The sequence below is a fragment of the Streptomyces sp. NPDC040432 genome, assembly GCF_055595445.1.
The window spans coordinates 160,174-180,811 of sequence record NZ_JBVIVP010000014.1 but is presented as its reverse complement, the minus strand read 5'-3'; the positions used below and the strand labels follow the sequence as shown (position 1 = coordinate 180,811).

Here is a 20,638-nt window from a genome sequence, read left to right as displayed (position 1 = left end):
TCCCGCTACGGCAGCCCCGTCGGCGCCTGGAACTTCTGGCAGACCCACCACTGGTACTGACCCACCAGCGGAACCCAACAGACACACACGAACGCACGAACGCATGCACGCTCGGCCGGAACCCGGCTGGGCGTTTTTGCGTTGCGGGACATCGCTCCGAACTGTTCGAGCAGCCGCTGCACGACGGCCCTTACACCAAAGCCGCCGCGCTCGCCCACACACCTCGAAGCCGCCGGCATCCACACGAAACCCGACCGGGACGACGCCGTCGCCCTCGGGGACGTGCTCCTCGACCCCGCTTGCACCGCGCAAAGGATCGCCGCACCGCTGCGGAGCCGGCCCACCACCTGACGTCGACGCTGCGGACGCCACAGACCGCGGAACCCGGTCAGGTCAGGTCAGGCGCACGACGACGGTGATGGTCTTGCCGCCGGCCGCCGGGGTGATCTCGACCCGTTCGGCGAGGCGTCGGATCAGCGGCCAGCCGAACCCTCCCGGGTGATCGGGTTCGGCCGTGCGCGCGAACGGGACGTCGGGGTTCGCGTCGCTCACCGAAAGGTGCAGGGCACCGTCCCCGGTGCCGGTACGGAAGCCGGTGAGCCCGCCGCCGTGGCGGATCGCGTTGGTGACGAGTTCCGAGGTGACCAGGAGCGCGTCGGCGGCCGTGACTCCGTCCAGACCGACACCTGCCTGCCGCAGGAGCTCGGCAACGGCGTGCCGGGCACCGGCCGGGGTGACGGAGGCCTGCACGGGCGCATCCCTTCGGGCCGTGGCGTCCGAGAATTCGTCGGCCGTTGTGGGCAGGTTCATACCGACATCGCCTGCCCTTGATCGTGACGAATACGCCGCTTCCGGCTGCTTCGGTGGAGCGGAGGCCTCAGCATGTCATCGCGGTCTCCAGGCTGTCCGTCATACGGAAGGCCCTCCCCGATCCGGTGACGTCGAACAAACGGCGGACGACCGGCTGGAGCGGGCCGGCGATAACGAGTACCCGTCCCGCCGCGGCGTGGGCCTTCTGGGCCTGCAGCAGGGCGTGAAGAATGGCGGAATCCGCGAAACAGGTTCCGGACAGGTCGACCACCGTCCGGTCGGCGCCACTTGTGGCGGCCTCGCCCAGGGCTCGGGATGCCGCGGGGGCGGTGTCGTCGTCGAGGTCGCCGTGGAGGTGGACCACGGTGATGCCATCGCGTGTGGTCACGGTGACCACGGCTTCGTTCTCGTCTCCAGTCATCCCGATATTCTGCTACACCCCCAACGGGGGTCCACACCTACGGTTCGCACCCGCCGTCAACGAACAGATGCGGCACGGCAGTCGAATGTCGGTTTGGTGGCAATCATCACCATGGAACGGTTCAGCTCCCGGAAGCGGCGTGCGTCCGATCACCACGCGCCCGGTACGGGGCCACTGCGAGCGGGGCTCGGTTGCCAAGGGAGTGGTTCATGAAGGATGGTTGCCTGAGGGCAAGAATTTTCTTCTAGGCAATCGAGGTGAGGGGTTCGCGCAGCGGACCTTCAACGTTTGGTGAATCTCGCCCAGACAATTCCCGCGACCGCACCCGACCTCCCGTGGGGTGAGGCCCCCTACCCCGTGCTCGTCGTGGACACCCGGTCAGTCGTGGTGTTCGCCAACGGGGCGGCGGAACAGGTCTTTCCCGCGGCGCGCCCGGGAGCGGCCCTGGCGGCTGCCGTACCGGCTTGGCTGTCCACCGCCCACGCGCGGTACCTGCTTCCCGATGCCGCGCCCCAACCACCGGCCTCCGCCACGGACCGGATCGTCGAGGGCCAGGTCGGGGACCGCGCCTACGAGGCGCATCCCTTGGCGGGCCACGACGGAACCGTCGTGTGGTGGCTGGTCGATGACACCGATCACCGCCTGGCACGCGAGGCGCTGCGGATGGAACGGGAGCGCACCGCCTTTCTCACCAAGGCGTCCAACCTGCTCCTCTCCTCCCTCAATCTGGAGCGGTGCATGGACGTCACGGCGCAGATGGCCGCCGAGCACCTCGCCGACGCGGCGCTCGTGATCGCGCCCGCCAACGGACCCGAATTGCCGGTGGTGACCTGCCTGCGGGGCGGGGCGCCGTCGTCGTCCCGCGTGGCCGGAGCCCCGGAGGAGGTCCCGGGACTGGGTGAGGCCCTCCAGGGGTTCCCGCCCGTGCCCTCCCGCTGGATCGATCCCTCCGTCGCCCCGGCCTGGCTCATCCCGGACGGCTTCGGCGAGGTCGGTTCGATCGTGATCACCCCGCTGCCGGGGCACGGCGTACCCGCGGGCGCGCTGATCCTGTTGCGCGGCACCGACAGTTCCGCGTTCACGGAGGCGGAGGAGGTCTTCGCCCGGCTGTTCGCCGCCCGGGCGGGCGCCGCGATGTCGGCGGCCCGGTTGTACGCGGAGCAGGCGTCGATCACCGAGACGCTGATGCGGGAGCTGCTTCCGCCGTCGTTGCACCAGGTTTCCGGTGTGGAGTACGCGGGCGGCTACCGTCCCGCCCGGGACCACGAGCGCATCGGCGGCGACTTCTACGACGTCCACCCCTCCAGCGTGGAGGGCGAGGCCTCGCTCGTCGTCCTCGGGGACGTGTGCGGCAAGGGACTTGAGGCCGCCGTGATGACGGGGAAGATCCGCAACACCCTGCACGCCCTGTTGCCGATGGCGGATGACCACCAGCGGATTCTGAGCCTGCTCAACACCTCGCTCCTGAACACGCACAACGCCCGCTTCGCGACCATGGTGCTGGCCTCCGCGGCCCGTGAGGGAAACACCGTGAAGTTGCGGCTGACCAGCGCCGGTCATCCCGCACCGCTGATCGTGCGGGCCGACGGCGACGTCGAGGAGGCAGCCACGCAGGGCACCCTGGTCGGCGCGCTGCCCCAGGTGACCACCGAGACGGTGCCGGTGACCTTGGCTCCGGGCGAAACCTGCGTGTTGTACACCGACGGGATCACCGAGGCGCGCGGAGGTCCGCTGGGCGGCTCCATGTTCGGTGAGGTCCGGCTGCGCCGGGCTCTCGCCGAGTGCGCCGGAATGCCCGCGGAGGCCGTCGTCGAGCGGGTCCAGATGCTCGCGTCCCAGTGGGTGGGGACCGGCCGCCACGACGACATGGCCGTCGTGGTCATCTCGGCTCCACGCACCAACCACCTGAGCGCGGTGAACGGGCACACACGGGGCAGGTTCACCGCATGACCATGGACCTCGCGAAGCCCCCGACCCTCGAAGACCTGACGGAACTGCTGTGGCAGGCCGTGTGTCAGGGCGACGAGCAGGTCGCGGCCGCGACGGTCCGTCGGGCGCTCGACAAGGGGGCCGATCCGGAGGACCTCCTTCTCGACGTGATCGCCCCGGTCCAGGGCCGCGTCGGCGCGGAGTGGGCCGCCAACAGGATCAGCGTCGCCCAGGAACACTCGGCCACGGCGATCAACGACCGGGCGGTGGCCCTCGTCGCCCTGCACCCGGCCGCGCGCACCGAGCCGGCCCGCGGCCGCATCACGGTGGCCTGCGTGGACGGCGAATGGCACGGCCTGCCGGCCCGCCTGCTGGCCGAGGTGCTGCGTCTGCGGGGGTGGCGGGTCGACTACCTGGGCGCCCAGGTCCCGACGCACCACCTCGTCGCGCACATCCACCGGACGGGTCCCGACGCCGTCGCCCTCTCCGGTTCGATCGCCACCAGGCTCCCCACGGCCCACGCGACGATCACCGCCTGCCAGGCCACCGGCACACCCGTACTCGTGGGCGGAGCGGCCTTCGGTACGGACGGACGGTTCGCCCGCCTCCTGGGGGCCGACGCCTGGGCGCCCGACGCCCGCACGGCCGCCGACGACCTGGCCCGACGGCCACTGCCGCGCCCGCAGCCGGACCACCAGCCGATAGACGACCTCCCGCACCTGATCGATCAGGAGTACACGCTCGTCACCCGCAGCCGCCCCCAACTCGTCCAAGCCGTCCTCGCCGCACTGGAGGACGCCTACCCGGCGATGCGCGACTACGACGAACTGCAGAGGGAACACACGGCCGAGGACCTCTCCCACATCGTGGAGTTCCTGGCCACCGCCCTGTACACCGACGACGAGGACCTCTTCGGCGGGTTCCTCGTATGGACCGCCGACGTGCTCGCCGCGCGCGGCGTCCCCGCGAACAGCCTCCTGCCCGCACTGGAACTCCTCGGCCGCGAGCTGAAGGACTTCCCCCGCGCCGCCGGCATCCTGCGATCCGGCTCCGACCTCCTGACCCGTACCCTTCTCACCGCCGCCGGGACCCACCGATGACCACCACGCCCTCCGGACTCCACCTGACCTACGTCGACACCCACGACACCGTGCGCATCGAGTTGCGCGGCGACCTCGACCGCCACTGCGGCGACGCCCTCCTGGACGCGGTCGGGGACGTGCTGGCGAAATCCGTCGGCCTACGGGGAGTTCGTCTGGACTGCACGAACCTCGCCGGCGTCGACGCGACCGGACTGTCGACGCTGCTGATGATCCGGCGACGTACCGACGCGGCGGGCGCCCTCCTCCACCTCGATCACCGACCCGCTCAACTGGAGCGCATGCTGAGGGTGACCGGTACCCTGGAACACCTCACCGCACCGGAGGCAGGGGGCCACTCCGGATCCTCCGCGGAGCCGAGACCGTCCGCCGCCTCGGAGGATTCCATACCGGCCCGCCCCACCAGCCCGGACACCAGCAGCTGAACCACTCACGCGCTGACCCACCGCCGGGCGAACCGCTCGTGTGAGGAAACGCAGATGCCCGTACCGGCCCCGACCCCCCGGCCGCACGGCGGCGACCACGACGCGGCCGGGTCCGTCAGCGACATCGTCGAACTCCTCGACGTCATGTGGGAGAGCGCCCGCCAGGGCGCCACCACCGGCCCGGCCTCCACTTCGCAACTGCGCCTCATGTACGTGGTGGGCCGCCAACCCGGCATCCGCATGCGCGCCTTGGCCCACCTGCTCGACGCCGCCGCCTCCTCCGTCACCCGCCTGTGCGACCGCCTGGAGGCCATCGGCTTCCTCGCACGCCACCCCTGCCCCGGCAACGGCCGCGAAGTCACCCTCAGGCTGACGCCCGCCGGGGAGGAGCACCTGGCGCACATAAGGGAGCGTCGTGAGCAGAGGCTCTCCCACGCCCTCGCCTTCATGACCGCCGACCACCGGCAGGCCCTGGTCACCGGCCTCGACGCCCTGCGTCTGAGCATCGACGCGACGACGGCCCTCCCCGGGCCTACGCCCTCCGTCTGATCGGTCGGGTCCCTCCGGGTCCGTCCCGTCCCGCCCGGTCGCCCCGTCGTGTCCGGTCGCCCCGTCGTGTCCGGGACGGCTCCTCGGCGCGGGAATAGCTCCCGGACGTCCTCCGTTACGGCGTATAGTTGAATCGTCAACGACCCTGGAAGGGGAGCCATGCAGTTCGGAATCTTCACCGTCGGTGACGTCACACCCGATCCGACGACCGGACGCACGCCCGGCGAGCACGAGCGCATCAAGGCCATGCTCGCCATCGCGCAGAAGGCCGAGGAGGTCGGCCTCGACGTCTTCGCCACCGGCGAGCACCACAACCCGCCGTTCGTCCCCTCCTCGCCCACGACGATGCTCGGCTACGTCGCCGCCCGGACCGAGAACCTGATCCTCTCGACGTCGACGACGCTGATCACCACGAACGACCCGGTGAAGATCGCCGAGGACTTCGCGATGCTCCAGCACGTCGCGGACGGCCGCGTCGACCTGATGATGGGCCGGGGCAACACCGGCCCGGTCTACCCCTGGTTCGGCAAGGACATCCGCGACGGCATCGACCTCGCCATCGAGAACTACGCGCTGCTGCGCCGGCTCTGGGACGAGGACATCGTCACCTGGAAGGGCAAGTTCCGTACGCCGCTGCAGTCCTTCACCTCGACCCCGCGCCCGCTGGACGGCGTCGCTCCGTTCGTGTGGCACGGCTCGATCCGCTCGCCCGAGATCGCGGAGCAGGCCGCCTACTACGGTGACGGCTTCTTCCACAACAACATCTTCTGGCCGCCTTCCCACACCCGGCAGATGGTGGACCTGTACCGCCGGCGCTACGCCCACTACGGGCACGGCACGCCGGAGCAGGCCATCGTCGGCCTCGGCGGGCAGGTGTTCCTGCGCAAGAACTCGCAGGACGCGGTGCGCGAGTTCCGCCCCTACTTCGACAACGCTCCGGTCTACGGCCACGGACCGTCCCTGGAGGAGTTCACCTCGCAGACGCCCCTGACTGTCGGATCGCCGCAGGAGGTCATCGAGCGGACCCTGTCCTTCCGGGACTACGCCGGCGACTACCAGCGTCAGCTGTTCCTGGTGGACCACGCCGGACTGCCCCTGAAGACGGTGCTGGAGCAGCTCGATCTGCTCGGCGAGGAGGTCGTGCCGGTGCTGCGCAAGGAGTTCGCGAGTCTGCGCCCGGCCGGCGTGCCGGACGCGCCGACCCACTCCGCCCGCGTGGCGGCAGCCCGGCAGACCCCCGAGGTCCCGAAGGACCTGAAGGACCGGAAGAACGCGCACGGCACGAACGGTACGAGCGGCACGAAGGAGGGGACGCGGGCATGAAGCTCATCGTCGTATCGGCGGGGCTGGGTTCGCCCTCCTCGTCACGGCTGCTCGCCGACCGGCTCGCCGCCGAGACGCTCGGCCTCGTGGACGCCGAGTCCGAGGTCATCGAGCTGCGGGAGCTCGCGACGGAGATCGCCCAGCACTTCGTCATGGGGTTCCCGCCGGCCCGGCTGGCGGCCGCGCTCGACGCGGTGGCGGCCGCGGACGGCCTGATCACCGTCACGCCGGTGTTCGCCGGTTCGTACAGCGGCCTGTTCAAGTCGTTCTTCGACCTCCTGGACAAGGACGCCCTGACCGGAAAGCCGGTGCTCATCGGCGCGACCGGTGGAACGGCCCGGCACTCCCTGGTCACCGAGCACGCGCTGCGCCCGTTGTTCACCCACTTCCGGGCGCTCGTCCTGCCGACCGCCGTGTACGCGGCCTCGGAGGACTGGGGCGACGAGGGACTGGCACAGCGGATCGCCCGTGCCGGTGCGGAACTGGGCCGGTTCATGGCGCCCGCCCCGCACCGGGACGCCCCGGACGTCGACACCACCGCCGCGGTCGCCCCCCGCTCGCTGACCGGCGCGATCACGTCGGTGGACCCGACGGGCGGCTTCGAGCCGGTGCCCTTCGAACAACGGCTGGCAGCGCTGGGGGCCGGGTAGTCGCCCCCGACCCGGAAACCGGCGTCGTCCCGCTCCGGCCGCCCTGGTGACGGCGGGGGCGGGCCTGCGTCGGTCGACCCCTCCGGCCAGTACCGTTCAGCCGAGTCGGTTGCTCCGAACTACTGACATTTGTCCGACAATCCGCCCGTCGTGCGCTGCCTGCGACGCACGTGGCCGACGCTCCGCTGGTTGAGCACGACGACCCCAGGAGCTCGGATGAACGCGGTACCCATGATCATGCGACGGTTGCGGCCGGTGGCCCTTCTCGCCGTGCCCTTCGCCCTCGGCCTCGCCACGATCGCCGCTCCCACGGCGGTCGCCGCCCCCGGCACGGACTCGGTGCACGCACCCTCCGACGGTCCGCGCGGCCCCCAGGGCCCCAAGGGACCCAAGGGTGACCGCGGGCCGGCCGGTCCCGCCGGACCCGCCGGACCGTGCGTCGACATCGCCGTCGTGGCCGGCGCCACCGCCGGCAGCGAGTACAGCGCCGCCCTCACCCGCGGCAAGACCTTCGTCGGCTACCGCCCCACCCTCACGGGCGCCTACACCTGGCGCGACCTGACCCTCCCCGTCACCCCCGGCTACCCGCGCAACACGTGCAGCGTCGGCGTGAAGCTGGCGGGCGAGCGCGTCTACGTGAAGGTCCTCACGACCACCGGCGACGTCTACGAAACCTCCTGCACGGCGCCCGCCCTCAGCTGCACCCTCGGCTGGACGGCGGTCATCAAGCCCTGACCCCCGGAGCCCCGGGGCCGGCCCCCGCCATGAGCGCGAACGGCGCGGCGGGGGCGGGCTCCCCGGGTCGCAATCCCGCCTCCACCGGCTACGGGACGGGAACAGGGCGCTGCGCCCTCGGCGTCCTCATCCTCCCGGTGGCGTGGATCCTGCCGAGCGTCCGGGGGTGTGAAAAGGATCGTTCGCCGTCGGGGCCGGAGCCCTCAAATCGCGTGACCGACCTTCCAGCGGGAGATCCGGCCGTGTTCCTCGGCCACGTACAGGGTGCCGTCCGGGCCGAACGCGAGCCCGTGGGGTTCGCAGTCGGGCGCGGTGAGCGGATGTTCGGTGATCTTCCCGTCCGCGGTGACCGAGCCGACGCGGCCCGTGCCCCACTCGGTGAACCAGCAGGACCCGTCCGGGGCGACCGTGACGGCGTGGGGGCGGCAGTCGGCCTCGGGCAGTGCGAACTCGGTGATGTCCACGCCCGTACCGCCGATCGTGAGCCGCCCGATCCGCCCGGCGCCGATCTCGGCGAACCACAGGCTTCCGTCGGCGCCGGCCGCGAGACCGACCGGGGCGGCGGCGGGGGTGGGCAGCTGGTGGAGGCGGACCTCCCCGGAGACGGAGATCCGGCCGATCGCGTTCGCCTGGTTGAGGGTGAACCACAGCGCGCCGTCGGGTCCGGTGGTGAGGAAGGACGGGAATCCCCCCTGGCACGGCAACGGGAACTCACGGATCGCGCCGTCCGTGTCGATCCGCCCGACGCGGTCGGTGTTCGTACAGGTGAACCACAGCGCGCCGTCCGGCCCGGCGGCGATTCCGTAGGGTCCGCCCGCGTCACCGGGCAGCGCGTACGTACGGGAATCGCCCTCCGGCGTGATCCTGCCGATCCGGTGGTCGCGGTAGCGGGTGAACCACATGGCGCCGTCGGGTCCGTGGGTGATCAGAGTGGGGCCGCAGTCCGCGGAGTCCAGGGCGAACTCCTCGACGAGGCCGGTCGAGGGGGTGAGTCGGGCGATGCGACCGACGTGGACGAGGGTGCACCAGAGCCGACCGTCCGGTCCGACGGCGAGGGCGTACGGCCCGGAGCCGGCGGTCGGGAGGACATGGGTGGCGAGCGGGGTGAGGGTGGTGGTCAAAGCGGAATGTCCTTTCGGGGGGCCGCCGCGCCGGAACCGGAGTCCGGAGCATGGGTCTAGGTGATACCGCTCCGGCGGGTGTCAGGAAGTGTGGTCGGGCCAGGGGATGGCGGTGGCGACCTGGGCCGTGTAGTCGACGCCGGGCACGGAGAATCCGTAGAGGCGTCGGACCTCGGCGCGGAACCAGTCCAGGTCGGCCAGCTCCGCGATGGTGTCGGTGGTGGCGCTCTCCCAGCGTTCGGCGACGGCTGCCTGGACCGCGTCGGTCAGTTCGAAGGCGTCCAGCCGGATCCGGCCCTCGTCGTCCAGGGCGAGTGGGGCGACTCCGGTCAGTTGGTCCCACAGGACGGCGAGTTGTCGGATCGGCGGAACGAGGTCCTCGCCGAGGACCCCCCGCAGGAGGCCGGTGTAGAGGGCGATGCCGGGGATCGCCGTGGACGACTGGGTGACGGCCGCGCCGTTGACGGAGGTCACGGCCCGCCCGCCCACCGTCTTTTCGAGCCGCTCGTTCAGCGTTCGGGCGGTGGCCTCCAGGTGCGTCTTGGCCGCGCCGATGGTGCCCTGCCGGTAGAGCGCGGCCGTCAGCGAGGACCCGATGTACGACAGCGCCGCGGTGGCGAACCCGTCGGCCAGCAGGCCCCGGCCGGCCAGGTGGTCGATCCAGCGCTCCCAGTCCGCGCCCCCCATCACCGCCACGGTCTGCCGCACGTCGTCGCCCTCGGCCGGCGCGGTCTCCACCACGCGGACCTCGGGAACACCGTCGTCGTCGAAGGCGAGCGTCTTGGTGAGGTTGGCCCGACCGATCGGCTTGAGCACCGAGGCGTACGTGGCACCGGTATCGGGGTCGGTACGACGGGGCGCGGCGACGGAGTAGATCAGATGGTCCAGGCGACCGCCGAAGCGGCGCTCGATGAGATCGGCGACCTGGTCCTTCATGGAGTCGGAGAACGCGTCACCGTTCAGGAAGACCAGATCCCGACCTGCGGCGCGGGCGATGTCGGCGGTGGCGGCGGTGCGGTACCAGCCGGCCGTCGCGGTTCGCCGCGCGGTGGGGGCCTTCTCGAAGGACACCGCGATGCCGCGGATGCCGGCGCGCTTGAGTCCGGCGAGCGTGGCCGCGAGACCGTATCCGGCGGAGGAGCCGATGACCAGCGCGACCGGCCCGTCCCCCTCCTGAACGTCGGCGGGGGTGGCGGTCGGGGCGGGGCACGCCTGCCACATGTCCGCCACCAACTGCCGGCAGCCGACCGGGTGGGAATCGAGGAAGAGAAAGCCCCGGTTTCGGGGGGTGAGAACGCGATCGGTCACGATGACAGTCCTTGAGTCGGCCGGGGCACGGACGCGGCGACCGACCCGGCCGACCGCGTCCTGCCAGTCTGTGACAGCGGCGCCGCGCGGGGTGGCCCCGCCGACGACAATGATCACGCACCGGATTTGGAGTGTTTCCACCAGTGCTCATGACACCCGCAACGCCCATCGCGGTATTGGGCGTTGGGGCGGCGGTGACCGTCCTTCGGAGCCCTGTCACTCCTCACGTCCGTCCGGGCGGCCGCCATCCGCGGAGGAACCCGGGACGAGGCCGCGGACAGCGCTCGACGACCCGACGCCCGCCGATATTTGACTGATCGTTTCAGTATCACCTAGGGTTTCCGTGTGGCCAGGACCAAGGAATTCGACCCCGACGCCGCGCTGCAGTCAGCCCTGGAGCTGTTCTGGCAGCGCGGCTACGAGGCGACCTCGATGGCGGACCTCGTCGAGCACCTGGGCATCGGGCGCGCCAGCATCTACGCCACCTTCGGCAACAAGCGCGAGCTGTACCTGAAGGCGCTCGACCGGTACAACGAGAACCGCGACTCCGACCTGCTGGGCGAACTGTCGCAGCCGGGTCCCGCGCTGCCCTCCGTCCGTACGGTGGTGCGCCGCTTCGCCACCGAGGCGAACACGGAAGACCGGCGCCGGAAAGGGTGTTTCGTCACCAATACGGCCGCCGAGCTGGGCGCGCACGACGCGGCCGCGGCCCGGCGGGTCGAAGCGAGCTGGGACCACGTCGAGACCCTGCTGCGTTCGACGCTGATGCGGGCGCAGGCACAGGGCGAACTGCCCCCGGACCGCGATCCGCGCGCGCTCGCACGGATGCTGCTGGTGTTGATGCAGGGCCTCCGGGTGGTCGGCAAGGCGTCGGACGACCCGGGCCGGGTGCGTGACGCCGCCGAACAGGCGCTGAGACTGCTGGACTGAGTGACACCCCCTACGAGGGGGTTCCCGCATGGCCGCATTATGGAACGTTCAGTCAAATATCAGGGGGAGACATGTACGGTACCCAGAGCTCGAAAACCGCGACCGGAGCCGACTCACCGGGCCGTGCCCGCAGCATCCCGCCCGCCACCACGCCCAACCCCCGGCCCGGCCCCGCACCCGGGCCGGCCTTCGCACTGCTCGGCGCCGTGCAGATATCGCTGATCTTCACGCTCACCTGCCTCGTCGTACCGCTCCCCCGGATCGGCCGCGAATTCTCCCTCGACCGGGACGACCTGATCCTCCTCAGCGCCGCATACGGGCTGACCTTCTCCGGACTTCTGCTCTTCGGCGGTCGCATGGCCGACCGTTTCGGCGGGCGTCGGGCACTCACCGCCGGGTTGCTCCTGTTCGCCGCGGCGTCGCTCGCCGCGCTGCTCGCCCCGGGGTACCCGGCCCTGCTCACCGCCCGCTTCGCGCAGGGGGCCGGTGCCGCGCTGACCGCACCGGCCGCCATGACCGTGCTGCGCGCGGTCTTCCCCCGCCCCGCCGCTTACGGCAGGGCGATGGCCACCTGGGGAGGGCTCTCGGTCCTCGGCGCGACCGCGGGGAACCTGCTCTCCGGAGTCATCTCGACGCTCGCGTCCTGGCGGACGGCCCTGGCCGTCCCGGTGGTCGTGGCCGCGCTCGCCCTTGTCCTGGCACCGCGTCTGCTGCCCCCGACCCGGGCGGACACGGGCCGATCCCCGGATCTGTCGGGCGCGTTGCTCGCCACGGCCGGGATCACCCTGGCCGGCTACGGCCTCGTCATCACCGACGCCCACCCCTGGGGGTCGTCAGCCGTCCTGACTCCCCTGCTCACCGGGGCCGTCCTCCTCGTCGGATTCCTGATCGTCGAGCGCCGCGCCCACGACCCGTTGCTCCCGCTCGGGTTCCTCCGGGACCGCCGCCGCGCCGTCGCGCTCGCCGCCATCGGCCTGATCGCCGCCGGCACCGCCACCACGTTCGTCCTGCTCTCACTCGACCTCCAGCAGGACCGCGGATGGTCCGCGCTGCGGACCTCCGCCGCCTTCGTCCCCTTCGCGGTGGCACTGCTCGCCTCGGGGCGTACCGCGGGCCCGCTCATCGCCCGGTACGGGGCGCCGGCCGTCACCACCTCCGGGCTCGCTGTCGCCGCGACGGGACTCGCGCTGCTCGCGCTGACCGGCCTGTCACCCCACACCCCTTACGCGTACGGGCTCCTCCCCGGTCTGCTCCTGTTGCCGGTCGGTGTGGCCGCGGGCTTCGCGGGGGCCGCCGTCCTCGCGACGAACGGGGTGGAACCGCAGCAGACCGGACTCGCGGGTGGCGTCATGAACACCGCGATGGAACTCGGCCCGACCGTCGTGTTCGCGGCCCTGCTCACCCTCGGTTCCGACGCCACGTCACTCGCCGCGACGGCCATCGCCTTCGCCGTCGCCGCCGCCCTCAACAGCCGCACGGAATAACCGACCGACCGGTCGACCCGGCGGACAACCCAACAACCGACAGACCGAGTAGCCGCCGAGCGGGCGGATACGACCGACCAAAGGGAGTCATCATCATGACCGCACGCTTCACGGGCAAGACCGTCCTCGTCACCGGAGCGGGTTCCGGCATCGGCCGGGCCGTCGCGCTCGCCTTCGCCGCCGCCGGTGCCTCGGTGGTCGTGGCCGGACGTACCGCCGCACCGCTCGAAGAGACGGTCGCCCTGATCGAGAAGGCGGGTGGCACGGCAGCCGCGGTCACCGCGGACGTGACCCGCTCCGGCGACGTCCGGGCCCTCGTTCGCCGTACCGTCGAGCTGTTCGGCACTCTTGATGTCGCCGTCAACAACGCCGGGGTCTTCCGGGGCGGCGCGCCCGTGGCCGACCTCCCCGAGGAGGACTGGCGCACCCTGCTCGACGTCAACGTCACCGGTGTGCTCCTCAGCCTCCAGGCCGAGGTGGCTCACATGCGCGACCAGCCGACCGGGGGCGCGATCGTCAACATCTCCTCCAACCTCGGCGCGCACACCCGCATCCCGGGCGCGGCCGGCTACATCGCCACCAAGGCGGCGGTTTCCGCCCTGACCCGGGCGGCCGCCCTGGACCACATCTCCGACGGAATCCGCATCAACGCGGTCAGCCCCGGCGCGTCCGACACCACCATGTCGCTGTTCCCCGGCGAGACCGAGGAGGATCGTGCCGCCCGGATGAAGGGCTCCTCCCCGCTGGGGCGGGTCTCCTCCACGGAGGAGGTCGCGGCGGCGGTGCTGTATCTGGCCTCGTCGGATGCCGCTTCCGTGGTCGGGGCCGATCTGGTCATCGACGGCGGCGCCTCCGCCTGACGGGGCTCCCGGTCGTCCGCCGGTCCCGCGCCCGGGGCGGCCCGTCCCATGGATCCGATGGATCCGATCCGGTCGACGGACGGTGCACCTCGCGGGCGGGACCGGGTGATCGGTCGCCTCCCGTCGCCGTGACGCGAACCGCCCTCCGGCGACATGCCGGACATGTTCCCGCGGTGGCCGGCGGCGCGGCCGGCGAGGCGTGGGGATGGATCAGGCGGGGCCGGCGGGTTGGAGGTGCGGGGCGGCCTCGGCCGCGGTGTAGGAGGAGGTGAAGGTGAAGGCGCGCGGGGACGGGCCGTGTGCCCGCAGGTCCGCCAGCCGCTCCAGTGCGTCCTCGACGGTCGGGATGTGGCCGGCGGGGATCCACCAGAGGACCAGGTGCGGCTCGACGTGTCGCGCGAACCACTCGCGGCGACGCCGCATCGCCTCCAGGTGGCCGCTCCGGTAGGTGAAGTCCCACAGGGACTCCTGGGTCTCCCACACGGACATGTTGACGATGACGTCCTCCCCCGCCGGCCGCAGGTCGGTGGCGTCCTTCGCCCCCTCCTCCACGAGCCGCCACACGAACCCGGGCGTGCCGTCGGCAGCCGAGTTGAGCGGTTCGAGCATCTCGACGAACGGCGCCATGCGCGGATCGTCCAACGGGTGGAGGAGCGTGGCGACGTTGAGGAGGGCGAGGTGCGGGGCACGGGCGTGCCGGGATGGGGTCATGACCCCATCCCAACACGCCCCGCATTTCTATGTCAATGAGTATTGTTTTTAGAATCCTCGACCACCACGCAGCACTCACCGGGCCGGGCGTCCATGCGGGCACGGACGGGGCCGTCCGTACCGAGCAGCCCCTCCAACAGGGCGAGGTTCATGCCACAAACGAGCGGCGGAAAGCTCTCGGCCACGGCGTGGAAGGGGCAGTTGCGCATGCGGACGACGGGCGCACCCTCTGCGGCTCCCCCCTCCACCCCGACCTCGCCCCGGGGGCCCTCGGCGGCCTCCAGGTGCGGTTCGTAGCCCCGGGCGGCCAGCAATCCCATGGCCTCTTCGAGGTCTCCACAGGGCGCCGTCGCGCCGCGCAGGGCCTCGCCGCGCCGGCGGGCGGCCACGCGGAGCCCGTCGTCCAGTCCCGCCTTCTCGGCGGCCTCGGCGAGCAACTCGGCCGCGGTGCGGTAGTCGCGGGCGGGCAGCGACACGGACCACTCGACCCGCGCCCGCGTGTACACCTTGGCGGGCCGGCCCGCACCCGGCCCCGACCGACCCGTCAGCCGGCGACTGCCGCTCTCCAGGAGCCCCGCGTCGACCAGCTTGTCGAGGTGGTGCGCGGCGAGCGTGCGCGTCACCCCGGCCGCCTCGGCGGCCTCGTTTCGGCCGACTTCCCGGCCCTGAGCCACCACGTACTCGTAAAGGCGGCGCCGGACCGGGTCCTGCAACACTGCGATCGCATCGATGTCCTCCACCCGACCATTCTAAGAACAACTCAGGTTGGACATAGATCGCCCCGGCTCACGGACCGAGGACCAGGCCACCGATCGCGAGGGCACACAGGGCGAACGACGTGAGCGCCATCCACCGGGCGGTCCTCACATAGCCCACCACCCCCGAGCGGGCGCGGCGCCCCGGAGGGCTGACACCCTGTTCCCCGCCGTGCGCGGGCCGGCATGCTGTGGCCATGGAAGACATGCACAAGGGGCCCGACACCGTGGCGGTCGTCACCGCCACCGGCGAGTACGACGCGGACACCGTGGGACCGATCGCCGAGGAACTGATCGCAGCCGCCGCGACCCACCGCACCGTCGTACTGGACGCCTCGGCCCTGACGTTCGCCGACTCCTCCTTCCTGAACCTCCTGATCAGGGTCCACCGCACCACGGCCCTGCGCATCGCCGCGCCACAGAGCCGGCTCATGCGCCTCCTGGAGATCACCGGCGCGGACCAGGTCCTCGACCTGCGCCCCACCCTGGACGAGGCGGCCCGGCCCTGACGCCCACGGGTGCCACACGTGAATCGTCCGAGCCGGCGGTCACCCTTCCCCATGACCGCTCGAACGACGTGGGCGAGGATCGCGTGGTCGATTCGGCAACGGGCAGACGCGCAGACATGGGACGGTCACGAGGCAGCGACGAGCCGGGCACACGCACGACCGGCCCGGAAACTTCCCCGCCGACCCCACCGGCCCCGCTACCCGAGACCGCGGCCGACGCCCGCACCCAGGTCGCGGCCGTGCTGCGACGAACAGGTCTGCCCTGGGACCCGCGCGCCGTGACGGACGCCCTGATGGTCACCACCGAACTCGTCACGAACGCCATCCGCCACGGCGGCGGTCTGGCCGCCTTCCACGCCGGCGTCCACGAGGGCGCCCTCCGCGTCTCCGTCGCCGACCACGACCCGCGGCCCCCGATCACCCGCACCGACCCGCCGGCCGGAAACCGGATCGGCGGCTACGGCTGGCCGCTCGTGCAGAGCCTCGCCGCTCGCCTGACCGTCACCGGGCACGGCAACGGCAAGGTGATCACCGCGGAGCTGAAGCTCCACTGAGCGACCACCCCGTCCCGCAGGCGCCCGGCGCCCTGTTCCACCCGCCCTCCGGTCGGAACGTGCGCGGTCCGTGGAGGTGGTCCCCGCCGCAGTGCCGCGAGCGGGGTTCGGTGCGCACCCCCGCACGGAACACCGCGCGGACCGGCGCGGCAACCGCGCCGGCGGAGGCACCGCCCCGCCCACCCCGCACCTCGGGCCGACGGTAGGGCGGCGGGTTGCCTCCACGTCGCGTCGAGGCCGCCGCAGTGCGGCAGTTGCCGGGCCGGTCGGGTGGCCCTCCCCGTCACCGGAGCGGCTGTGCGGCCGGTGCCGGGGCGGGGTTCGGGCAGAACTCCGCCTGCAGGACGTCCGTGAACGTGGTGATCGGTGAGTTCCAGTCGCCGTTGACGTTGACCGAGACCATCCGCGTGCCGTTGCGGGTGCCGAAGGTGTAGGTCCAGGAACCGTTGATGGCACCGCCCATGCCCCATACCGTCACGCCGCAGGACAGTTGCTGCGAGGCGACACCGAGCCCGTAGGTGGTGAACGGGATCCAGTTCCTGGTCGGGACCATGGTGAGCATCTCCCGCTGCTGGGCCGGGGGCAGGATCCGTCCGCCCAACAGTGCGCGGAAGAACCGGTCGAGATCGCCGGTCGTCGAGATCATGCCGCCCGCAGCCCACCCCCACGACGGGTTGAGTTCGGTCACGTCGTGGATACCGGCGTCGGGGTCGGTCAGCATCAGCTTCGAGTAGTGCCGGCCGTGGGGTCCGTGGATCAGCGGATCGTCACCGCGCGGGAGATACGTCGAGGTGAGGCCGAGCGGACGGGTGACGCGCTGCTCGATCGCGGTGGCGAGCGGCCGGCCGGTCACCTTCTCGATGATCATCCCGGCGAGGAAGTAGCCGGTGTTGGAGTACGCCCAGCCGCCGCCCGGGGCGAACGTGGGCGGATGGGACACCCCGATCCGCACGATCTCCTCGGGGCGGTAGCTGTCGAAGCGGTGCGTGAGGAAGGGCAGGTCCGCGCCCCGGCCCCTCATGACGTCGTCGTTGACGTAGTCGTAGATCCCGCTGGTGTGGTCGAGCAGTTGCCTGATGGTGATCCGCTCGGGTTCGTAGCCGGGTCCCCGTACGACGCCGGGCAGCCACTTCTCCACCGGGTCGTCGAGGGTGAGCCTGCCCTCGGCGGCGAGTTGCAGCATCACGGTGGCCGTGAACGTCTTCGTGGTGCTGCCGATACGGAAACGGTCCTGGGCCCGGCGCTGGCGGCCGGTCGTGGTGTCGGCTGCTCCGGCCGTGCCGACCCACGTGTCGCGGCCGTCCCGGATCGTGGCGAGGATCCCGGGCACTCCCCCATCGGCCACGGCACGGTCCAGTGCGCGTTGGACACCGGCGCGATCGCCGGGCCGGCCCGCCGCGGATGCGGCCGGGGCCGCGATGGCGATCTGGCCCGCCACCGCCGCGGCGATGACCAGCCGCAGTCCCGCTCGGATCCCGCGGCCGGGAGCACGCAACGGGTGGCCGGTCCGGTCCCGGGTCGGACGGTCGTCGTGCGGGGCGGAGGCGTGGGTGGCGCCGGAGGAGGTCTGTCGAGGCGTTGTCGTCGTGTTCATGGATGAAGCGTCCGACCCTGACGCAGGGTCAGGGTCAAGCCCGTGCGGGACGGCGCCTCGACAAGCGCGCGCACCGACCTCTCCACACCGTGGACACCCTCGCCGACCACCACTTTCGGAGGTTCGAAAGCTACGTTGCGTTTTCCACGTGGGCAAGGCAGGCGTTGCGTGTGAACGACTCGGGTGCAGGTAAAGAGGGCCAGCCCGTTGCACTGGTCCGAGAATTAATGCAACACGTCTCGAAGATCGCGTTGCATTGATCTGGAGGCGAACGTTAGGCTGGGCGCCCTCGACCACGAAGGAGACCGCGATGCCGGGAGGCAGGCTCACCCAGCAGGAACGCCGACAGATCGAGCTGGGAGTGGGAGACGGCCTCGCCTACGCCGAGATCGCCCGGGGGCTCGACCGCCCGACCTCGACGGTCACGCGCGAAGTGATGCGCAACGGTGGCCCCACCGCCTACCGCGCCGACCTGGCGCACCGGGCCACGGAACGCCGCGCGCACCGTCGCAGGCAGCCCGTGTCCAGGGGCGCGGAGGCGCCCGAGCAGGCCCACGGGCGGGACGCCGAGGCGGTGCGCGAGTACGAGGAGGTGTTCGCGACCGTCTTCATGCAGTCGGGCCTGCCCCGGATGACGGCCCGGGTGCTCGCCGGCCTCTACACCACCGACACCGGCAGCCTCACCGCGTCCGAGCTCGCCGGGCGCCTGCAGATCAGCCCGGCCTCCGTGTCCAAGGCGATCACGTTCCTCGAAAGTCAGGGACTCATCCGTCGGGAACGTGACGAACGGCGTCGCGAGCGCTATGTCGTCGACGACGACGTCCTGTACCAGTCGACGATGGCGAGCGCCCGGGCCACCGCCCACCTCGGCGACGTCGCCCGGCAGGGTGTCGCCATCCTCGGCCCCCACACTCCGGCCGCCCACCGCCTGGAGAACATCGCCCGCTTCGTCACCTTCATCTCGGAGAGCATCGGCCGAGCCGCCGACCAGGCCCGCGAAGTCCTCCACACGAGGCCCGAACGGGCCTCGGACGACGGCGTCCCCCGCTCGCATTCCGACCAGGATTAGCGGGGTGGGCCGCGCCCTCAGGACGATCCCGGGCCCTGCGCGAGATCCAGGTCCAGGAGCGCGTTCGAGACCGCCTCGGTGGGTGCGGGGTGGATCCACAGCGGGGTCCGGGCGAGCGCTCCGGCGTCGATACCGAGACTCATGGCGACCACCAGCGGCTGGATCAGGCTCGCGGCCTGCGGGCCGAGGATGTGGGCGCCGAGCAGTTGCCCGGTGCGGCGGTCCGCGAGGACCTTGCAGAAACCGGTGCCGTCCTCCAGGGCCCAGCCGTAGGCGGTGTCCGAGAAACGGCGCACGGAGACCGCGTAGTCGAGTCCCTCCTGGCGGCACTGCTCCTCCGTCCGGCCGACCTGCGCGATCTGGGGGTGCGTGAACACCCCGGCGGGCACTGCCTCGTGGGAGGTGCGGACCGGGTCGCCGGGATGCAGCAGGTTGTGCGCCACCACCCGTGCCTCCCGGTTCGCCACGTGTTTGAGGGGGAACGGCGTACAGACGTCGCCGAGCGCGAACACCCCCGGGGCGCTGGTGCGCTGGAAGGCGTCGACGGCGATCCGGCCGTCGTCGTGGAGGTCGATCCCGGCCTTGCGGGCGTCGATCCGGTCGCTGTTCGGTGCGCGCCCGACCGCGACCAGCAAGGTGTCCGCCTCCACGGTCGTACCGTCGTCCAGCACCAGGGACAGCCGCCCCGGCTCGCCCTCCACCCGGGTCAGTGCCGTTCCCGTACGGACGTCGTACCGGTCCGAGGCGATCTCCGTGTAGGCGGTGGCGACCGCCCCGTCCTGTGCGGAGAGGAGGGTGTCCTCCTGCTCGATGACCGTGATGCGGCTGCCCGCGGCGTGGAAGACGTGCGCGAGCTCGGCGGCGATGTAGCCACCACCCAGAACCGCCAGGTGCCGGGGCGGGCGGTCCAGGCGCATCACCGTGTCGGAGGTCTCGTACGGCAACCCGGATTCGCGTACCGGGGCAGGTACGGCCGGGCGGCTGCCGACGGCCACGACGATCTGCTCACCGCTGACCGTGACGGTGTCCGCGCCGCTCCCGATGGTCAACGTGCGGTCCCCGGTGAAGCGGGCGCGCCCCTTGAAGACATCGATGTTCGGGGCGTCGCGGCGGCCCTGCTCCCCCTCGGCGGCCTGTCGGTCCAGCCGCCCGAAGACCCGCTCCCGGACGGCGGACCAGTCGACGCCGCTCAGCCGCGCCCGTACACCGAACCGGTCGGCGTCGCGGATACCGGCCACGAGGTCCGCCACGTGCACGAGCATCTTGCTGGGGATGCAGCCGCGGTTCAGGCAGGTACCGCCGAAGGGTCCCTCGTCGATGAGGGCAACCCGAAGGTGGGAGAACCGGTCGTCCAGGAGGGCGTTGCCGGAGCCCGCCCCTACGATCACCAGGTCATGAGTACGCATCGGCGGAACGTACCCCCGCATCCCGGATGTATCCGCGAACGGCACGCAGCACCTGACGAAATGTTGAAGGTGCAGACCATGTGAACAACCGGCGCGCATGGTCCCCCCACGTGTAGGGCATGAGGTAGCAACCGCGCACCACCTCTCGCTTCCGAACGGAGTTGCCGCCATGCCCCTATGGCTCACCGCACTTGTCGTCCTCGGCGTCTGGACCCTCGCGGCAACAGCCCTCGGCCTGCTGTTGGGCCGCCTCATCCACCGCAGCCCGACCCAGGGATTCCACCCCGCGGTCATGGAGAGAAGATCGCCCCACCTGCGGCAACCGTGACGGCGACCGGCCCGATCGCGTACCCCCGCCGCGACCCGACGCGCCCGTTCCATCACGCCCCTCCCCG

At 71.6% G+C, this 20,638-nt stretch carries 22 protein-coding genes and 1 pseudogene; 15 read left to right on the top strand and 8 right to left on the bottom strand.

The features are described 5' to 3' along the window. Positions 1–140: 140 nt before the first annotated feature. Positions 141–351 (top strand): annotated as a pseudogene (locus ACZ58N_RS26095) (fic family toxin-antitoxin system, toxin component); the annotation flags it as partial. Between the two features lie 42 nt (positions 352–393). On the opposite strand, the gene ACZ58N_RS26090 reads toward ACZ58N_RS26095, so the two are convergent. Together ACZ58N_RS26090 and ACZ58N_RS26085 are read right to left on the bottom strand one after the other, a co-directional pair. Continuing rightward, entirely contained in the window at positions 394–810 is a 417-nt protein-coding gene (locus ACZ58N_RS26090; protein ID WP_471164388.1) for an ATP-binding protein, read from the bottom strand. Between the two features lie 67 nt (positions 811–877). Next, a complete protein-coding gene (locus ACZ58N_RS26085) occupies positions 878–1,231 on the bottom strand; it encodes an STAS domain-containing protein (RefSeq protein WP_471164385.1) in 354 nt (117 codons plus the stop codon). A 357-nt stretch (positions 1,232–1,588) separates the two neighbouring features. On the opposite strand from ACZ58N_RS26085, the gene ACZ58N_RS26080 reads away from it, so the two are divergent. The 7 genes from ACZ58N_RS26080 (at position 1,589) to ACZ58N_RS26050 (ending at position 7,942) form a co-directional block, all read left to right on the top strand. Beyond that, positions 1,589–3,181 carry a PP2C family protein-serine/threonine phosphatase gene (locus ACZ58N_RS26080; RefSeq protein WP_471164406.1) on the top strand — a complete coding sequence of 531 codons (1,593 nt, stop codon included), beginning with the start codon at positions 1,589–1,591 and terminating at the stop codon, positions 3,179–3,181. Next, entirely contained in the window at positions 3,178–4,260 is a 1,083-nt protein-coding gene (locus tag ACZ58N_RS26075) for a cobalamin B12-binding domain-containing protein (protein ID WP_471164383.1), read from the top strand. The genes ACZ58N_RS26080 and ACZ58N_RS26075 overlap by 4 nt, the downstream gene beginning before the upstream one ends. Beyond that, positions 4,257–4,685, top strand: coding sequence for an STAS domain-containing protein (locus tag ACZ58N_RS26070; RefSeq protein ID WP_471164380.1), 429 nt, complete (start codon positions 4,257–4,259; stop codon positions 4,683–4,685). Before ACZ58N_RS26075 ends, ACZ58N_RS26070 begins: the two co-directional genes overlap by 4 nt. Before the next feature lie 54 nt (positions 4,686–4,739). Beyond that, positions 4,740–5,234 (top strand): MarR family winged helix-turn-helix transcriptional regulator, encoded by a 495-nt coding sequence (locus ACZ58N_RS26065; RefSeq protein ID WP_471164378.1) that lies wholly within the window; start codon positions 4,740–4,742, stop codon positions 5,232–5,234. 159 nt (positions 5,235–5,393) lie between these two features. Next, positions 5,394–6,557 carry an LLM class flavin-dependent oxidoreductase gene (locus tag ACZ58N_RS26060; RefSeq protein ID WP_471164376.1) on the top strand — a complete coding sequence of 388 codons (1,164 nt, stop codon included), beginning with the start codon at positions 5,394–5,396 and terminating at the stop codon, positions 6,555–6,557. Further along, positions 6,554–7,207 carry a CE1759 family FMN reductase gene (locus ACZ58N_RS26055; RefSeq protein WP_471164373.1) on the top strand — a complete coding sequence of 218 codons (654 nt, stop codon included), beginning with the start codon at positions 6,554–6,556 and terminating at the stop codon, positions 7,205–7,207. Before ACZ58N_RS26060 ends, ACZ58N_RS26055 begins: the two co-directional genes overlap by 4 nt. Positions 7,208–7,423: 216 nt before the next feature. After that, positions 7,424–7,942, top strand: a complete 519-nt coding sequence (locus tag ACZ58N_RS26050; RefSeq protein ID WP_471164371.1) for a hypothetical protein — start codon at positions 7,424–7,426, stop codon at positions 7,940–7,942. A gap of 203 nt (positions 7,943–8,145) precedes the next feature. Here ACZ58N_RS26050 and ACZ58N_RS26045 read toward each other — a convergent pair whose 3' ends face one another. After that, a complete protein-coding gene (locus ACZ58N_RS26045; protein ID WP_471164368.1) occupies positions 8,146–9,063 on the bottom strand; it encodes a Vgb family protein in 918 nt (305 codons plus the stop codon). An 81-nt stretch (positions 9,064–9,144) separates the two neighbouring features. Beyond that, on the bottom strand, positions 9,145–10,371 hold the full coding sequence (gene fabV / locus ACZ58N_RS26040; RefSeq protein ID WP_471164366.1) for an enoyl-[acyl-carrier-protein] reductase FabV: 1,227 nt from the start codon (positions 10,369–10,371) through the stop codon (positions 9,145–9,147). A 345-nt stretch (positions 10,372–10,716) separates the two neighbouring features. Here fabV and ACZ58N_RS26035 point away from each other — a divergent pair, with 345 nt between their 5' ends. From ACZ58N_RS26035 to ACZ58N_RS26025, 3 genes are all read left to right on the top strand, one after another. Further along, on the top strand, positions 10,717–11,301 hold the full coding sequence (locus ACZ58N_RS26035) for a TetR/AcrR family transcriptional regulator (RefSeq protein WP_471164363.1): 585 nt from the start codon (positions 10,717–10,719) through the stop codon (positions 11,299–11,301). 71 nt (positions 11,302–11,372) lie between these two features. Beyond that, complete coding sequence (locus tag ACZ58N_RS26030; RefSeq protein ID WP_471164361.1) at positions 11,373–12,785, top strand: MFS transporter; 1,413 nt, start codon at positions 11,373–11,375, stop codon at positions 12,783–12,785. A gap of 95 nt (positions 12,786–12,880) precedes the next feature. Then, complete coding sequence (locus ACZ58N_RS26025) at positions 12,881–13,645, top strand: SDR family NAD(P)-dependent oxidoreductase (protein ID WP_471164359.1); 765 nt, start codon at positions 12,881–12,883, stop codon at positions 13,643–13,645. A gap of 210 nt (positions 13,646–13,855) precedes the next feature. Here the strand turns inward: ACZ58N_RS26025 and ACZ58N_RS26020 are convergent, their stop codons facing one another. Together ACZ58N_RS26020 and ACZ58N_RS26015 are read right to left on the bottom strand one after the other, a co-directional pair. Next, the gene (locus ACZ58N_RS26020; protein ID WP_471164356.1) at positions 13,856–14,356 is read right to left on the bottom strand and encodes a DUF3291 domain-containing protein; all 501 of its coding nucleotides are present in this window, start codon (positions 14,354–14,356) and stop codon (positions 13,856–13,858) included. Between the two features lie 32 nt (positions 14,357–14,388). Next, positions 14,389–15,096, bottom strand: coding sequence for a helix-turn-helix transcriptional regulator (locus tag ACZ58N_RS26015; protein ID WP_471164353.1), 708 nt, complete (start codon positions 15,094–15,096; stop codon positions 14,389–14,391). Between the two features lie 212 nt (positions 15,097–15,308). Here ACZ58N_RS26015 and ACZ58N_RS26010 point away from each other — a divergent pair, with 212 nt between their 5' ends. Together ACZ58N_RS26010 and ACZ58N_RS26005 are read left to right on the top strand one after the other, a co-directional pair. Next, positions 15,309–15,620, top strand: coding sequence for an STAS domain-containing protein (locus tag ACZ58N_RS26010; RefSeq protein WP_471164352.1), 312 nt, complete (start codon positions 15,309–15,311; stop codon positions 15,618–15,620). A 116-nt stretch (positions 15,621–15,736) separates the two neighbouring features. Next, entirely contained in the window at positions 15,737–16,174 is a 438-nt protein-coding gene (locus tag ACZ58N_RS26005) for an ATP-binding protein (RefSeq protein ID WP_471164349.1), read from the top strand. 283 nt (positions 16,175–16,457) lie between these two features. On the opposite strand, the gene ACZ58N_RS26000 is transcribed toward ACZ58N_RS26005, so the two are convergent. Next, the gene (locus ACZ58N_RS26000; RefSeq protein ID WP_471164347.1) at positions 16,458–17,768 is read right to left on the bottom strand and encodes a serine hydrolase domain-containing protein; all 1,311 of its coding nucleotides are present in this window, start codon (positions 17,766–17,768) and stop codon (positions 16,458–16,460) included. Between the two features lie 310 nt (positions 17,769–18,078). Between ACZ58N_RS26000 and ACZ58N_RS25995 the strand changes: the two genes are divergently transcribed. Beyond that, positions 18,079–18,837, top strand: a complete 759-nt coding sequence (locus ACZ58N_RS25995) for a GbsR/MarR family transcriptional regulator (RefSeq protein WP_471164344.1) — start codon at positions 18,079–18,081, stop codon at positions 18,835–18,837. A 17-nt stretch (positions 18,838–18,854) separates the two neighbouring features. Here ACZ58N_RS25995 and ACZ58N_RS25990 read toward each other — a convergent pair whose 3' ends face one another. Then, entirely contained in the window at positions 18,855–20,243 is a 1,389-nt protein-coding gene (locus tag ACZ58N_RS25990; protein ID WP_471164342.1) for a mycothione reductase, read from the bottom strand. A 169-nt stretch (positions 20,244–20,412) separates the two neighbouring features. On the opposite strand from ACZ58N_RS25990, the gene ACZ58N_RS25985 reads away from it, so the two are divergent. Next, the gene (locus tag ACZ58N_RS25985; protein ID WP_471164340.1) at positions 20,413–20,571 is read left to right on the top strand and encodes a hypothetical protein; all 159 of its coding nucleotides are present in this window, start codon (positions 20,413–20,415) and stop codon (positions 20,569–20,571) included. Positions 20,572–20,638 lie beyond the last annotated feature (67 nt).

Coding starts and splice junctions, on each gene's coding strand:
- ACZ58N_RS26090 (WP_471164388.1), bottom strand. CDS start 810: ATGAACCTGCCCACAACGGCCGACGAATTCTCGGACGCCACGGCCCGA.
- ACZ58N_RS26085 (WP_471164385.1), bottom strand. CDS start 1,231: ATGACTGGAGACGAGAACGAAGCCGTGGTCACCGTGACCACACGCGAT.
- ACZ58N_RS26075 (WP_471164383.1), top strand. CDS start 3,178: ATGACCATGGACCTCGCGAAGCCCCCGACCCTCGAAGACCTGACGGAA.
- ACZ58N_RS26070 (WP_471164380.1), top strand. CDS start 4,257: ATGACCACCACGCCCTCCGGACTCCACCTGACCTACGTCGACACCCAC.
- ACZ58N_RS26065 (WP_471164378.1), top strand. CDS start 4,740: ATGCCCGTACCGGCCCCGACCCCCCGGCCGCACGGCGGCGACCACGAC.
- ACZ58N_RS26060 (WP_471164376.1), top strand. CDS start 5,394: ATGCAGTTCGGAATCTTCACCGTCGGTGACGTCACACCCGATCCGACG.
- ACZ58N_RS26055 (WP_471164373.1), top strand. CDS start 6,554: ATGAAGCTCATCGTCGTATCGGCGGGGCTGGGTTCGCCCTCCTCGTCA.
- ACZ58N_RS26050 (WP_471164371.1), top strand. CDS start 7,424: ATGAACGCGGTACCCATGATCATGCGACGGTTGCGGCCGGTGGCCCTT.
- ACZ58N_RS26030 (WP_471164361.1), top strand. CDS start 11,373: ATGTACGGTACCCAGAGCTCGAAAACCGCGACCGGAGCCGACTCACCG.
- ACZ58N_RS26025 (WP_471164359.1), top strand. CDS start 12,881: ATGACCGCACGCTTCACGGGCAAGACCGTCCTCGTCACCGGAGCGGGT.
- ACZ58N_RS26020 (WP_471164356.1), bottom strand. CDS start 14,356: ATGACCCCATCCCGGCACGCCCGTGCCCCGCACCTCGCCCTCCTCAAC.
- ACZ58N_RS26010 (WP_471164352.1), top strand. CDS start 15,309: ATGGAAGACATGCACAAGGGGCCCGACACCGTGGCGGTCGTCACCGCC.
- ACZ58N_RS26005 (WP_471164349.1), top strand. CDS start 15,737: ATGGGACGGTCACGAGGCAGCGACGAGCCGGGCACACGCACGACCGGC.
- ACZ58N_RS26000 (WP_471164347.1), bottom strand. CDS start 17,768: ATGAACACGACGACAACGCCTCGACAGACCTCCTCCGGCGCCACCCAC.
- ACZ58N_RS25995 (WP_471164344.1), top strand. CDS start 18,079: ATGCCGGGAGGCAGGCTCACCCAGCAGGAACGCCGACAGATCGAGCTG.
- ACZ58N_RS25990 (WP_471164342.1), bottom strand. CDS start 20,243: ATGCGTACTCATGACCTGGTGATCGTAGGGGCGGGCTCCGGCAACGCC.
- ACZ58N_RS25985 (WP_471164340.1), top strand. CDS start 20,413: ATGCCCCTATGGCTCACCGCACTTGTCGTCCTCGGCGTCTGGACCCTC.